The organism is Apibacter sp. B3546, from assembly GCF_009827885.1.
Lineage (GTDB): Bacteria > Bacteroidota > Bacteroidia > Flavobacteriales > Weeksellaceae > Apibacter.
Window position 1 is genome coordinate 1 of record NZ_WINW01000029.1, and the last position, 13733, is coordinate 13733.

General features: G+C 31.4%; 12 protein-coding genes. 5 read left to right on the plus strand and 7 right to left on the minus strand.

The window, feature by feature from the left end; genetic code table 11:
• The first annotated feature begins 97 nt into the window (after positions 1-97).
• On the plus strand, positions 98-619 hold the full coding sequence (locus GFU93_RS10200) for an endonuclease (protein ID WP_370456877.1): 522 nt from the start codon (positions 98-100) through the stop codon (positions 617-619).
• 85 nt (positions 620-704) lie between these two features.
• Here the strand turns inward: GFU93_RS10200 and GFU93_RS04780 are convergent, their stop codons facing one another.
• Genes GFU93_RS04780 through GFU93_RS04790 form a run of 3 tightly spaced genes read right to left on the minus strand, consistent with a single transcriptional unit; the run spans position 705 to position 3432 of the window.
• Positions 705-1292, minus strand: coding sequence for an LUD domain-containing protein (locus GFU93_RS04780; protein WP_185150488.1), 588 nt, complete (start codon positions 1290-1292; stop codon positions 705-707).
• Entirely contained in the window at positions 1279-2676 is a 1398-nt protein-coding gene (locus GFU93_RS04785; RefSeq protein ID WP_160567664.1) for a lactate utilization protein B, read from the minus strand. The genes GFU93_RS04780 and GFU93_RS04785 overlap by 14 nt, the downstream gene beginning before the upstream one ends.
• A 9-nt stretch (positions 2677-2685) precedes the next feature.
• Positions 2686-3432: a (Fe-S)-binding protein gene (locus GFU93_RS04790; protein ID WP_160567666.1), complete on the minus strand. Its 747-nt coding sequence runs from the start codon at positions 3430-3432 to the stop codon at positions 2686-2688.
• 215 nt (positions 3433-3647) lie between these two features.
• Here GFU93_RS04790 and tilS point away from each other — a divergent pair, with 215 nt between their 5' ends.
• Together tilS and GFU93_RS04800 are read left to right on the plus strand one after the other, a co-directional pair.
• Positions 3648-4937 (plus strand): tRNA lysidine(34) synthetase TilS, encoded by a 1290-nt coding sequence (gene tilS, locus GFU93_RS04795; RefSeq protein ID WP_160567668.1) that lies wholly within the window; start codon positions 3648-3650, stop codon positions 4935-4937.
• A gap of 99 nt (positions 4938-5036) precedes the next feature.
• Positions 5037-6353 carry a YihY/virulence factor BrkB family protein gene (locus tag GFU93_RS04800; protein WP_160567670.1) on the plus strand — a complete coding sequence of 439 codons (1317 nt, stop codon included), beginning with the start codon at positions 5037-5039 and terminating at the stop codon, positions 6351-6353.
• 123 nt (positions 6354-6476) lie between these two features.
• On the opposite strand, the gene GFU93_RS04805 is transcribed toward GFU93_RS04800, so the two are convergent.
• Together GFU93_RS04805 and GFU93_RS04810 are read right to left on the minus strand one after the other, a co-directional pair.
• Positions 6477-7883 (minus strand): hypothetical protein, encoded by a 1407-nt coding sequence (locus tag GFU93_RS04805; protein WP_160567672.1) that lies wholly within the window; start codon positions 7881-7883, stop codon positions 6477-6479.
• A 49-nt stretch (positions 7884-7932) separates the two neighbouring features.
• On the minus strand, positions 7933-8535 hold the full coding sequence (locus GFU93_RS04810) for an outer membrane beta-barrel protein (RefSeq protein ID WP_160567674.1): 603 nt from the start codon (positions 8533-8535) through the stop codon (positions 7933-7935).
• Between the two features lie 84 nt (positions 8536-8619).
• On the opposite strand from GFU93_RS04810, the gene GFU93_RS04815 reads away from it, so the two are divergent.
• Together GFU93_RS04815 and GFU93_RS04820 are read left to right on the plus strand one after the other, a co-directional pair.
• Positions 8620-9312, plus strand: a complete 693-nt coding sequence (locus tag GFU93_RS04815) for a metal-dependent hydrolase (RefSeq protein WP_160567676.1) — start codon at positions 8620-8622, stop codon at positions 9310-9312.
• 79 nt (positions 9313-9391) lie between these two features.
• Entirely contained in the window at positions 9392-11428 is a 2037-nt protein-coding gene (locus GFU93_RS04820) for a M3 family metallopeptidase (protein WP_160567677.1), read from the plus strand.
• A 135-nt stretch (positions 11429-11563) separates the two neighbouring features.
• On the opposite strand, the gene GFU93_RS04825 is transcribed toward GFU93_RS04820, so the two are convergent.
• Together GFU93_RS04825 and GFU93_RS04830 are read right to left on the minus strand one after the other, a co-directional pair.
• Positions 11564-12481 (minus strand): hypothetical protein, encoded by a 918-nt coding sequence (locus tag GFU93_RS04825; protein WP_160567679.1) that lies wholly within the window; start codon positions 12479-12481, stop codon positions 11564-11566.
• Positions 12471-13721 (minus strand): polysaccharide deacetylase family protein, encoded by a 1251-nt coding sequence (locus GFU93_RS04830; protein ID WP_160567681.1) that lies wholly within the window; start codon positions 13719-13721, stop codon positions 12471-12473. Before GFU93_RS04830 ends, GFU93_RS04825 begins: the two co-directional genes overlap by 11 nt.
• Positions 13722-13733: the final 12 nt, after the last annotated feature.

A 13733-nucleotide genomic window follows, 5' to 3' on the forward strand; every position in this document is an offset into this window, starting at 1 on the left:
GCTATAAACCGCGTAAACACAACAAAACCCGCTATTTAAGCGGGTTTATTAGCAGAGAGGAATCGTTTTTGAACCCATTGATGAATTTAAGGGCGATATAGCTCGAGCATTCTTTTATTTTGCAACCCGATATGAAGATGAAATTAGTTCTTGGAGTTTTGATATGTTTAATAGAACAAAAAATCAAGTGTTTACCGATACCTTTAGAAATATATTGCTGACTTGGCATGTAATGGATCCTGTCAGTGACCGAGAAATAGCCATGAATGAAGCTATTTATAGTAAACAAAAAAATCGTAATCCCTATATAGACCATCCCGAGTGGGTGGAAATGGTTTGGGGGAATAATTTAAAAGTGGAAAGTTTTGAATATCAACCCAGAGATTTTTTAGAAATTTATCCTACTCTTTCTTCGGGAACTGTTTATATAAAATCCAACGATTATAAATCCGCAATTAAAAAAGTGATGGTTTTTTCTTTAAACGGAATTTTATTACAAACCGTTGTCAATTCCTATAACAGCGATTTATTGACGATTACTATTCAAAAATCAGGTAGTTACATAATAAAAGTAATGGGAAATGATTTTGAAGTAAACAGAAAAGTTATAATCCAATAAAAATAGGATAGAATTTAAAAGAGGAGAAATTAATTTTCTCCTCTTTTTTACTTTTCACTTGTTTATATTTCGGTAACGTATAAAACTACATAAAAAATACCGATAAGCTTCTGGCTCCTTGTGCTCCTCTAACCATAACAGCCCCTATATCAGCTGTAGCAGAAGGACCTAACATAAAACAACCGTAATTATTATCACGAAGATTTATTCTCGCATACGCTTCATACATGTCTCTGACTATATCTTGCGGCTTTAACAAAATAATTAAATGTTGAGAAAGAAAACCTAAAGAGGTAACCATCATACCTTTTTCCGTCAACCAGACCATACCGTTTTCTGAAACACCAAATTCCGCACGAATAATTCCAACATCCACATCATCCAATTGATGAGGATCAGTTACTTTGGATAAATCTTTATTTCCCGGAAATTCGATGGCAGAAGAACAAATTACTTTAGCTTGCGGATGTAATTCTTTAATTTTGTTTTCGCCCTCCTCAATGGAATTTATGGTGAAGCAAGTACCGGCATTTAAGATTAAATTTTCCTTAAATTCTTCCACAATATCTTTTGTGCTTTTGGGAAATGAAGGAATGACAGGATAGGGATATTGTGTTCCTTGAGGCTTATTTTTACGAATAGCTTCTAATATATGTTCTTTAGTACTTATCATTTTTTTCTTTTCTGTTTTTAATATACCAATCTCTAAATGTATTTTTTGCCATGGAAAACATTTTACGTTCTTGAGTCCATGGATTTAAACTGCTGTATATAAGAAAATCGGGCACTAAGGGCAGTGCTTTTTCTGCAAAAGCTTCCGTTGTTCTAAATAGATGCGGATGACCTAAAACAGCACCGGCTGCTTTCAGCGCATATTTTCGATTTGAAGGCATATATCCTTTGTCGACAACCAATTTCCTCCATTTGTAGATTTGATCGGATATGTCAATTTTTACGGGGCAAACATCTGAACATGAGCCGCATAAAGTGGAATGATACGGAAGCTCTTTATATTTTTCTAGATCGAAAGTCGGGCTTAATATAATTCCTATCGGACCGGAATAGGTTGATTCATAAGATAATCCACCACTTCTTCTGTAAACCGGACAAGTATTCATACATGCGCCGCAACGGATACATTTAAGAGAAGTCCAAAAATCTTCCATGCCTAAACGGGTAGATCTTCCATTATCAGTTATAATAATATGAAGTTCTCCATTTTTTCGAGGTCCGGTGAAATGCGAAGTATATTGGGTTGCCGGTGTTCCTAATGCACTCCTGGATAAGAGGCGTATAAAAATTCCTAAATCTTCCACCTTTGGAATTATTTTTTCAATACCTATGCTAGCAATATGAAGAGGAGGTACGGCTGCTCCAATATCCGCATTACCTTCATTAGTGCAGACAACAAAAGTTCCTGTTTCAGCTATGGCGAAATTGGCACCGGTCATTCCTGCCCCTGCTCGTAAAAATTTAGGTCTGGCATTATTCCTCATCGCTTCGTTTAAAGAATGCGGATCCGTATCATTAGGATCAGTACCAATGGTTTTCGCAAAGAGTTGGGCGATATCTTCCGTGGTTTTTTCAATAGCGGGCATAACAATATGAGCCGGTGGTTGATGAGAAAGCTGCTGTATTCTTTCGCCCAAATCAGACTCGGTAACCTCAATTCCCTTAGATTCTAAAAAGCTTGTCATTTCACACTCTTCTTGAAGCATGGATTTACTTTTTATAATTTCAGTTACTTTTCTTTCTTGTAAGATATTATAAACGATTTCGTTATGTTCCTGCGCGTCTCTAGCCCAGTGAACCACTGCACCTCTTTTGGAGGCATTTTCTGCAAAAGTGGATACATATTCGTCCAGGTTAGACAAAGTGTGTTCCTTTATTTTAGATGCTAAATCCTTAAGTTCTTCCCATTCCGGTATGGATTGGGCTATTCGATCTCTTTTTACTCGGGCATTCCAAAGATTTTTATCGTGTTCCTTTTCGTGTATGTTATCTTGATTTATAAAATCAGCAGAATTTTTTTCAATGTTGACAATCTTCTTTTTCATTTTCAAAGTTTAAAATGGTCCTCCGTTAAGAACTTGGGCAATATGAAGAAAAGGTAAATGGGTGATTCCATTTTTTAAAGCAACTCCCTTTTGGTGCATTAAGCAAGACATATCGGGAGAAACTACATATTCTGCTCCACTAGTTACGTAATCTGAAATTTTGTCTTTACCCATTTTTCCGCTCACTACTTCATCAGTTACACAAAAAGTGCCTCCAAAACCGCAACATTCGTCCGGTCTGCTCATCTCTGCTATTTCCAGTCCATCAATCATTTTTAATAAATCAGCAGATTTATTATAGGGAGTTCCTATGATTTCCGAAGGTTTGGCAATACCCAATCCTCGGATAGAGCTGCAACTATTGTGTAGAGCAACTTTATGTTTGAATTCAACACCCGGAAAACTTTTTACTTGTAGGATATCGTGTAAAAACTCAACCAATTCATAGGTATTTTTTCTCACTTGCTTTACCTCATCGGTTTGGTCTAAATTATCAAAATGTAAACGGACTTGCTTTACACAACTTCCGGCAGGACCAACGATGTACTCATAATCCTTAAAATTTTGAATAAATAATTTTTGTGCAGTTTCTGCACTTTTGTAATCGCCCTCATTGGACATGGGTTGGCCGCAACAAGTTTGCTCCATTGGATATTCTACATCCAACCCTAATTTTTCTAATAATTCCAACGTTGCTATTCCTACTTCCGGGTAAATAGCATCAATATAACATGGAATAAATAAACCAATTTTCATAATAGATTTTTAATTTTATAGATAATTTTGTTATTTATAATCATTCTAAAGTAAATAAATCTAGGTATTTATATTATTTTAGCATTTTATTGTACAATTTATAGTGATAGCAAAGATTGTGCTTAATGAAAGGTTTTACTCAAAAATTTTTTCAGTTATCTTTGTTAAAAATTAAAATTCTGATATTTACCAATTTTTTCGGATAAATAAAACGTATGAGGTTAACGGATTCATTGAGTAACTTACCTGTTGAAAAAAAATATTTATTAGCAGTTAGTGGAGGAGTCGATAGTATGGTATTGTTGCATTTATTTTATAATTCTCCTTACCGTTTTAGTGTTGTTCATTGTAATTTCCGGCTTAGAGGGGAGGATTCAGATTTAGACGAAAAATTAGTAAAGGACTTTTGTGATGGTCATGATATTGAGCTTTTCGTTAAAACCTTTGATACCTTAAAAATTAAGAAAAATAGAGAATCTATTGAAATGGTTGCCAGGAACTTAAGGTATGATTATTTTCAAGAATTAATAAAAAAGCACTCTTTTGATTATCTTGTTACTGCACACCATCTTAATGATAATGTAGAAACTTTTTTTATAAATCTATTGAGAGGTTCAGGCATTAAGGGACTATCGGGAATGCAAATGATTGCAAATTATATTGTAAGACCTTTATTGCCTTTTACCCGAAATGAAATCGTTAATTTTGCTTTGAATCATTCAATCACTTGGAGAGAAGATGCTTCCAATCAAACGTTGGATTATTTGAGAAATAAAATTCGTCATCAGGTTATTCCTGAATTTCAAGATATATCACCCGGTTTTTTACATCAAGTAGAAAAAAGTATGAGTATTTTACATGAAACTCAATCTTTTTTAGAATCACAGGTGCAAGAATTACAAAAAAAAGCAGAAGTTTTTACTGAGGCAGGGGTGAAGGCTTATTCATTAGAGAAACTCCTACAAGCTGATTTTCTTTTATCTTACCATTTACTTTCCAAATATGGTTTTACTAATAAAAAAGATTGTGAAAATATCTTAAATGCTCATACAGGAAGTTTATTTGAATCACAAGAGTATAAAGCTTGGGTGGATAGGGGAACATTGTTGTTAGCTAATAGAAGTATAACGGAATTTTCAACTGTCAATTTTTTAATTCCATCGGTTCCGTGGATATGTAAGCAACCGTTTGAATTTACTTGTTGTATAGTTGATAAAGCTATATTTAAGGAAGGGGAAAGTGTTGACTTTGAAAAAGTTGAATTTCCTTTGGTTTTAAGAAATTGGAAGGAAGGGGATTTTTTTTACCCTATTAATGGATTAGGTAAAAAGAAGGTAAGTAAATTTTTAAAGGATCATAAGGTATCTAATTTTCAAAAAGAGAAAGTATTGGTTTTATGTAATAATTCAGGAGAAATTATTTGGTTGGTAGGGTTTCGTTTAGATGATCGTTTCAAAATATCACCTTCCACTCAAAAATTTCTTCATTTAAATTATAAAGCATAAGAGTTAAGGATAATAAACTATTATAAAGTAAATTTTTTCTTATTTAAAGCTAGTAGGTATCATGTTTGTATCTTTTAATAATAATTTGAAAAATATCTTATGTATTCTAAGATAAAGGAAAAAATCAAAAATATTATACATTTTTTAACCTATGATATATGGCGGGTGAACGGAAGCGATGGTCCTCATATAAAAACTTTTTTCATCAATATTACCAAAGCTTTTTTATTAACTTTTAGAAATAGTAATGGCTCACAGATCAATACTCGTGCAGCCGCCTTAACATATAATTCTCTTTTGTCTATAGTGCCTTTATTGGCAGTATTATTTGCTATAGCCCGTGGATTTGGTTTTCAAAATTTAGTGGAAACACAACTGTTTCAATATTTTACGGGTCAGAAAGTTGCTCTTTCCAAGGCTATGCAATTTATAGACGGTTCGATTGATTATGCTCAAGGTGGCGTATTTTTAGGTTTAGGAATAATCATTCTCTTTTACACGGTTATAACTTTATTAGTAAGTATTGAAGATAATTTTAATACTATTTGGAGAATTAAAAAAGGAAGGAAATTTTCTCGACAATTTACGGATTATTTAGCCTTAATTCTTATAGCTCCCTTATTTTTAATTTGCAATGCCGGATTGTCAATTTTTTTGAACTCAACCACCAATATCAATATAATCGGTATGGTCATTAGTCCGATCATAAAGTTTATTCCCTACGTTATAATCATCTTACTTTTTACATTTATATATATTTACATTCCTAATACAAAAGTCAAATTTAGTGCTGCCTTTTTAGCAGGTATAGTGAGCGGGAGTTGTTTTCAAATCTTTCAAATGCTGTATATATCCGGACAATTTTGGATAGCAAAATATAATGCTATTTACGGGAGTTTTGCCGCATTGCCTTTGTTAATGCTGTGGCTGCAATTGAGCTGGTTTATTTGCTTGTTCGGGGTTCAATTATCTTTTTCCTATCAAAATGTAAATAAGTTTAGTTTTGAAAAAGATATTAGCAACATAAGCAGAAGATATAAGGATTTTATACTTTTAATGATCACTACACTCATCATAAAACGATTTGAAGCTGGCGAAAAGCCCTACACGGCAGATGAATTATCTGAAACTTATAAAATACCCACCCGATTAACTAGTGATTCTTTATACTATTTATTACAAGTAGGATTAATTGTAGAAACACTAACAGAAAATGACATGGAGGTTGCGTATATTCCCGGAATCGATATCAATCACATTACGATAAATTATTTTTTCAATAAATTGGATCAATATGGATCTGAAAACTTCAAGATCGATATGGAAGGAGATATTAAAAATATTTGGGATAAGACTTTAGAAATACGAAATATGATTTATAAGCATGAAAGCGGAGTTTTACTTAAAGATATTTAAAAGCTAATCGATAGTTTTATTAAGCCTTTTAAATTTTCCTGAAGGTTTCCATGTAAAATTGTTTTGAAAAATAATCCGGCCATTCCATTAATTTATAAATTCTGATTTAAATATAATTTTAAATCATTGATATGCTCCTAAAGCAGGATCTTTAATTCTCGATATACCGTTCATATCTTCAGGAACCTCCTTTGCATAACTTAAATTGCCTTTACCTAAAGCTGGAGAACCTATGTTAAGAAGAAGTAAACAATCCGAATATCCTGTTTTATAAAATTCAGGATCTTTATTAAGAATGGTATTTACAAAATGTTTGTCCGTTTCTATAGATAAATTATTGGAAGTATTTTTAATCAGATTAGTATCAAAAATATAATTAAAAGGGGCATGCTCATTTTTATCTAAATATAAGCTGTTATAATTTTTAATCCAGAAAATACAATTTTTAAAAGAAGCCGTAAGCGAATTGTATTTTGTTTGTCCTGATTTCTGATAAGCATTAGATAAATAGGCAGAATATCCTGCACCAGCATTTAAATTCCAATAATTGGCAAAAGTACAATGAGTGAAATCATAGTTTCCACCATATTCTGCTATAAGATCGGAAGTGCCACAATTATTTATGGCAAGATTCTTACCCTCCACATTTCCTCCCACAGAGTAGATTCCTCCATACAAAAAATTATAAATTTTGGAATTGAAGATGTTCAAATGAGCATTTTCCTCTAAATAAAATGCATTATTACCCCCTTTTATAACTAAATGGTTAATTGTTGCGGAGGCATTGGTAGCGAGATGAATTTGATTCCAATTACCCGGAAGTGAATCGTATTTGGTTTCGTGTCGATCTCCTCGAATTAATACTTCATGTTCCAAAGAACCGTCTATAGTAAGTTGGCTGCCCGAATCAATAATTATATTTGCATTCTTATGAAGGTATATTTTGGTTCCTTCCGACACGGATAACTTGGCACCATTCGTAATTTTTAAATTTCCATAAATAACTTTGGATTTAGTATTGTTCCAAGCCAGATCTTTTGCTATTTCTTTAGTCCCTGATTTAGAATAGTAAAATTCTGCATCTTCAATTAAAGAAAGTAACTTAACTTTTTGTGTAGATCCGACGGTGGTAAACAATAAGTCCTCATCTGCTAACGCTTCGGATGCATTAATGGCTTGAGGAGTAACTTCAATAAAAATGAATAAACTATCTTTAGACCGTATAGGTATGTTTTGAAAACTATTTTGATTGGTTGCATTGCCGGGAGTTCCGTCTACATTAATTTTAAATTGAGAGGACGAGCCTTTTTTAAGATAAATCCTCGGAATTACAACATCATCGTTTTGTTGGTTATAAACTTTAAGTACATAGGTTTCTGATCGAACCGTTGAAAATACAGTATCCAGCATAACCGTATCTTTAGAAAAACGAAGCGGTTTAGAAGCAGAATCATAATTATAATCATCTCTGCATGAAAAAATTGAAAGAGCTAAAAAAGATAAAAATAATAAAAGAGATAATTTTTTCATATCAGTTAAATCATAATAATGGGCACTAAAATAAGAAATACGTTTTGCCTTAAAATTTATATCCGACACTTAATACCAGAGAATTTTGTCTTTTCTCCAATTTAAATGCTTCACCGGTACGCTTCTTTATAAAATTTGTTTGACTTTTATTAAATCCGAATTCATAACGCACATCAAAAGTGAGCTTAGCTAAGTCAAAACCTCCTCCTACTTGACCGGCAAGTGAAAAATCATCTGTTTTTGTTTTTCTTATTCCTTTTAAGGAAACATCTTCATTTAAAGAAGTGGAAAAAACAGGGCCGGCATACAATCGGGTAACTTCTAAAAATTTAGATCCAAACAAAATAGGGATATCCAATCGGTTGGAATGTGCTGTAAATTCACCATCGTTCCTATAATCGAAATTAGTTTTCATGGAAGAAAAATAAATCTCGGGTTGGATAAACCATTCCAAAAATTTTATTCGACTAAAAAAACCCGCATGCCATCCGATATTATCTGTGGCTTTACTTTCTTTAATATTGGTTACAGTTTGCTTTAAAGTTCCTTTATAACCGAAAGCCATTCCGGCTTTGGCTCCAAATTCAACTTGTTGTGCATAAGTAACGATTGAAATAAAAAGTAAAAATAATATCGGAAAGAGTCTTTTCATATATAATGATTTTTGCTTAATTTTTTTCAAAGATAATTATTATTTATTACATTTGAAGAACATTAAATATTAAAGGATAAAGTCATGGAAATTATATATTACGGACATGCATGTTTTGGTTTTAAAACCTCATCAGCAACAATCTTAATTGATCCATTTATTTCGGGGAATGAATTAGCAAAAGATATAGATATAAATGGAATTAAAGCAGATTATATTTTTTTGACTCACGCCCATTATGATCATATTTTAGATGTTGAAACTATCGCTAAAAATAATAATTCCCAAGTATTGGCTAATCCGGAAATTACTGCTCACTATGAAAAATTAGGTTTAAATGTTATACCCATGAATATAGGAGGAGTTAAGAAATTTGATTTTGGTAAAATTAAAATGGTATCGGCGTCCCACAGTTCCTCTTTTCCCGATGGATCCTATGGCGGTTTAGCTTGTGGTTTCTTGATGAAAATGGATGGAAAAGTAATTTATGTAGCCGGTGATACTGCTCTAACTACAGACATGAAATTACTTCCATTTATCTATGGATATATTAACGTGGCTATATTACCTATTGGTAACACTTATACGATGGGTGGATATGATGCTGTTATTGCAGCAAAATTTGTTAAAACAAAAAATGCTATAGCTTCTCATTATGATACTTTTCCTGCCATAAAAGTTAATAAGGATAAGATTAAACATTTATTCTTAGCCGAAGAAAAACGGTTAACTTTTTTGTCCATTGGAGAATCAATGGATATTAGTAAATTTGAATAATTTTAATCACATATAAATTAAATATATAGACTGTATATAGGGGAAACTTTATTCGATAGAATATACTTACAAAAAAATTATGAGTAATAATTTAGTGGAAAAATTTAATACGCCTTACGAAAGCATTCCTTTCGAAAACATTAAACATGAAGATTTTAAACCAGCGATTGAACAGGCAATTGAAGATGCTAAGAACGAAATTAACGAAATTGTTCAAAATACAGATCCACCTAATTTTGTAAATACCATAGTTGCTTTAGAAAATGTCGGAAAAAAACTTACCATAATTTCCTCTACTTTTTTTAATTTAAATTCAGCAGAAACTAATGATTATTTGCAAAGTTTAGCGGAGGAAATATCTCCTATGCTAACTGAATATGCAAATGACATCATACTGAATGAACAATTATTTGAAAAAATAAAAATCGTTTACGATACAACCTTAAAATCAAAATTAAGCCAAGAAGAGGTACGACTTTTAGATAAAACGTATAAGGATTTCTCAAAAAATGGAGCCTTGTTATCTTCGGAGGATAAAAATAATCTTCGACAAATATCTAATGAATTAGCAATTTTATCCGTTAAGTTTGGCCAAAACGTTTTAAAAGAAACCAATGATTACTTTCTTCATATATCTGAAAGTAAGGATATGGAAGGAATTCCGGAATCCATTAAAGAAATGGCAAAACAAGAAGCGGAAAATAGAAATTTGAAAGGTTGGGTTTTCACGTTACATTATCCCAGCTATGTGCCTTTTATAACGTATTCGGCAAATCGAGAGTTACGCAAGGAAATTTATACTGCTTATATGCAACGAGCATGTAAAGATAATGAGTATAATAATGAAGATATTATTCATAAAATTGTTGAATTACGGAGCAAGAAAGCTAAATTATTAGGTTTTAAAACTTATGCCGATTTAATTTTGCAAGAAAGAATGGCTTCTGCACCTAAACTTGTATATGATTTTTTATATGATTTGTTGCATAAAGCTAAGCCATTTGCTAAAAAAGAAATTCAAGACTTAAAAAATATAGCTTCACGAGACGGAATAACTGAAATGATGCCTTATGATCATGCCTTTTATGCTGAAAAATTAAGACAAGAAAAATTTTCATTTTCAGAAGAAGAACTAAAACCTTATTTTCCGTTGCATCAGGTTTTGAATGCCGCATTTGATGTAGCTAAAAAATTATACGGGTTGACTTTTATTGAAAGAGAAGATATACAAAAATATCATTCGGAAGTTAAAGTGTATGAAGTGATCAATGATAAAGGAAAACATCAGGCATTGTTATATACCGACTTTTTTCCCAGAGAAGGGAAAAGGGCAGGAGCATGGATGACTTCTTATAAGGGGCAATTTAAAACTTTAAGTGATAATATCAGGCCGCATATTTCGATAGTTTGTAATTTTTCACGTCCTAACGGAGAAATACCTTCTTTATTGACATTTAGTGAAGTTACCACGTTATTTCATGAATTTGGCCATGCATTACACGGTATTTTAGCTAATACAACCTTTGAATCATTATCTGGTACGAATGTTTATTGGGATTTTGTTGAACTACCGTCTCAATTTATGGAAAACTATGTTTTTGAAAAGGAATTTTTAAAAACTTTTGCCCTTCATTACCAAAAAGGTGATATGCTGAATGAGGAGAAAATTGATAAAATAGTTGCATCTGCTAACTTTATGCAAGGATATCAAACTCTTCGACAAATTGGCTTAGGTCTTTTGGATATGGCCTATCATACCGATGAGTTGACATCAGATCAAGGGATTGAAGATTTTGAAGTAGAAAAGATTAAAGAAACCCAATTGTATCCTCATATCAAAAATACATGTATAAGTACATCTTTTTCACATATATTTCAAGGGGGATATGCTGCTGGTTATTATTCCTATAAATGGGCTGAAGTTTTAGACGCTGATGCTTTTGATTACTTTAAAGAAAGAGGAATTTTTGATAAAGAAACAGCTTCTAAATTTGAAAGTTTATTAAGTAAAGGCGGGACTGAAGATCCTATGGAATTATATATAAGTTTTCGGGGTAGAAGACCTCAATCGGAGGCCTTACTTAAACGTGCCGGTTTACTAGCCAATACCAATTAAATAAAAGAGTTTTTAGATAGTATAATATAATAAATGGTTTGAAATTTCAAACCATTTTTTTATGGTGATATTTTTAAGTTTAGAGAAATCAACTCTATCAAAAATAGGTTAATGAATACACTAATAAAAGGAAAGTTAACGAGAAGTTTTAAAAATAGTTAAGCTGCTCAAATTATCCATCCATTTTAAATTTTTGTATAACAAATAATGATTAGTCGCTGCTCCGAAACTTTTATTGAAATGGGCTATTCCCGGTATCATAGAACCTTCAAAATCTAAAATTAATTTTTGATCGGAATAATTTTTAATCAATAAATCAATCATATAGGCATACGAATTTTTAATTTCTAACTCTTTGTCTCTTACTGACAGTAAATTTATGATCCTTCCTTTGGAAATAATAAGCCATACATAGACTGTAGGAATATTATCTTTATTATAAAGGGTATATTGTTTTAACACTTTTTGTCGATTTAATTCTTGTAAAAGTGTGTTTAAGATATTGAGCTGTGAGGCTGACAGAATTCTATTGAGCAGATTACTTGGTTTTTCTGATACAATTGATCCCGTATATTTTTCTTCAATTTTGCTATTGGATAATAAATAATTTTTAAGGACCCTTTTTTTGTTTGCATTATAATTAGTCACAAGAGTTGAATATTCACGATTTAAATTCAATATTTGATTATCTCTCTTTACATAGTGGGAAGGTAAATATGGGGTGTTTTCTTCGTTAAAACAATAGCTTCTGACTTTATATTTTTTTAAGAAAGATATAAAAAGATGGAAGGTATTAGCGGATATGATTTCTTTATAAAATATGCCTAATTGTTGACAAAAAATAGGTTGAATAACTAATTTAAATCCCCATTTTTTTTGATAAGGGATAGGCATTACAGCTTCATAATCGTTTAATACCAAAATATCATAACCATTGGGAGAAACAATGTTTAAATACCACAGTTCTGCATAAATTCTGTAATTGAGGCATTGATCCAAACATGCGGAATATTTTGTTTTATCAATGGTTTTATGATTGTATCTAAAGATCATAGGCTTTACGAATCAATTTTTCATATACGTTTTTCCATAGCTTCCATTCTCCATGATTAGATAAGCTGTCATTATGGAAAATAGATATAAAAGTTCCGTTTACTTTTTTTACGGCATGCAATAAATTTAGTAGCTTATTTTCAGCATCCTCAATAGATAGTTGCATGTAATTTTTAAGCGTAACATCCATCACGCAGAAAGGATAAACTTTTAATTTTGTAATTTGATTATTTTTCAAATCAAACCAATAAAAAGGGGTACAAGTCCCTGCTCTGAAACCGATATGATCTTGAAAACCCATGGAAAAATCTGCTGTAATATTTAATCGGATCAAGTTGTTGTAAGTTTCGGGTAAATGAAGTTTTATAAAATGCTGTCTGGAAATGGTAATTTTTTGTTTTACAAGTTTTTCCAATGCTAATTTTTCCTTTTTCAAGATTGTGAAATCTTTATTGGAAAAATAACTGGGATGAAGACCTATAGTAGTATATTCTTGATTAAATAATTGTAGTATCAATTCTTGGTAAGCTGAATTTTTAGGGTCATGATTAGTATCCCATTGACTTCCTAATCCAAAAGAAATAAAATAAATGGTAGGTATTTTTAATTTTTGTATATAAGGATAAATGTAATATGGGTCCGATTTTAATCCTGATAAAACTAAAATTTGTTGATGAAAATCTTTCCATCGAAAAGTTAAAATATTTTTTCCTAATGCATTACATTTTTTTAACCAAAATTTATTTTTATATAACCAAGCATGATCTATATCTATGGTATTTAAACAGGTAAACTTTCGAGCTTTATAATTGAGTGAAGGAAAGTTTTTTTTTAGTTGACTCAATAGTTTATAAGCAAAGGTGTCAATCCATGGAACTAACGGATCAATCTTATTTTTAATTGATGATGCTTTGTATGAGAATCGATGATGAATATCTTTTTGATACGGCAAATATTCTTCATATCTTGAAAGTAAAAAAAAAGCAGTTGCAAAAGGGTCTTTTAAAACTTCCCTTAAGTTTTGTGTTTTAATATCCGTTTCAAATAATAAATTACAAGCCGAATAATGAATTTCGTTTTTTACTATTGAAAATGAATAAGAAAATTTAGGCAAAGTTTCTTTATTGAAGAGAATAACGCAATCTGTAAGCCGGAAAGAAATTCCCAAAATTTGTTCGAAAATAAAAGTAAAAATATACTTAATTCTTTCATTGATTTCAGGAACATATATAAGAATCATAGGTAAAGTGGT

Coding starts and splice junctions, on each gene's coding strand:
- GFU93_RS04820 (WP_160567677.1), top strand. CDS start 9,392: ATGAGTAATAATTTAGTGGAAAAATTTAATACGCCTTACGAAAGCATT.
- GFU93_RS04815 (WP_160567676.1), top strand. CDS start 8,620: ATGGAAATTATATATTACGGACATGCATGTTTTGGTTTTAAAACCTCA.
- GFU93_RS04785 (WP_160567664.1), bottom strand. CDS start 2,676: ATGAAAAAGAAGATTGTCAACATTGAAAAAAATTCTGCTGATTTTATA.
- GFU93_RS04830 (WP_160567681.1), bottom strand. CDS start 13,721: ATGATTCTTATATATGTTCCTGAAATCAATGAAAGAATTAAGTATATT.
- GFU93_RS04790 (WP_160567666.1), bottom strand. CDS start 3,432: ATGAAAATTGGTTTATTTATTCCATGTTATATTGATGCTATTTACCCG.
- GFU93_RS04800 (WP_160567670.1), top strand. CDS start 5,037: ATGTATTCTAAGATAAAGGAAAAAATCAAAAATATTATACATTTTTTA.
- GFU93_RS04810 (WP_160567674.1), bottom strand. CDS start 8,535: ATGAAAAGACTCTTTCCGATATTATTTTTACTTTTTATTTCAATCGTT.
- tilS (WP_160567668.1), top strand. CDS start 3,648: ATGAGGTTAACGGATTCATTGAGTAACTTACCTGTTGAAAAAAAATAT.
- GFU93_RS04780 (WP_185150488.1), bottom strand. CDS start 1,292: ATGATAAGTACTAAAGAACATATATTAGAAGCTATTCGTAAAAATAAG.
- GFU93_RS04825 (WP_160567679.1), bottom strand. CDS start 12,481: ATGATCTTTAGATACAATCATAAAACCATTGATAAAACAAAATATTCC.
- GFU93_RS04805 (WP_160567672.1), bottom strand. CDS start 7,883: ATGAAAAAATTATCTCTTTTATTATTTTTATCTTTTTTAGCTCTTTCA.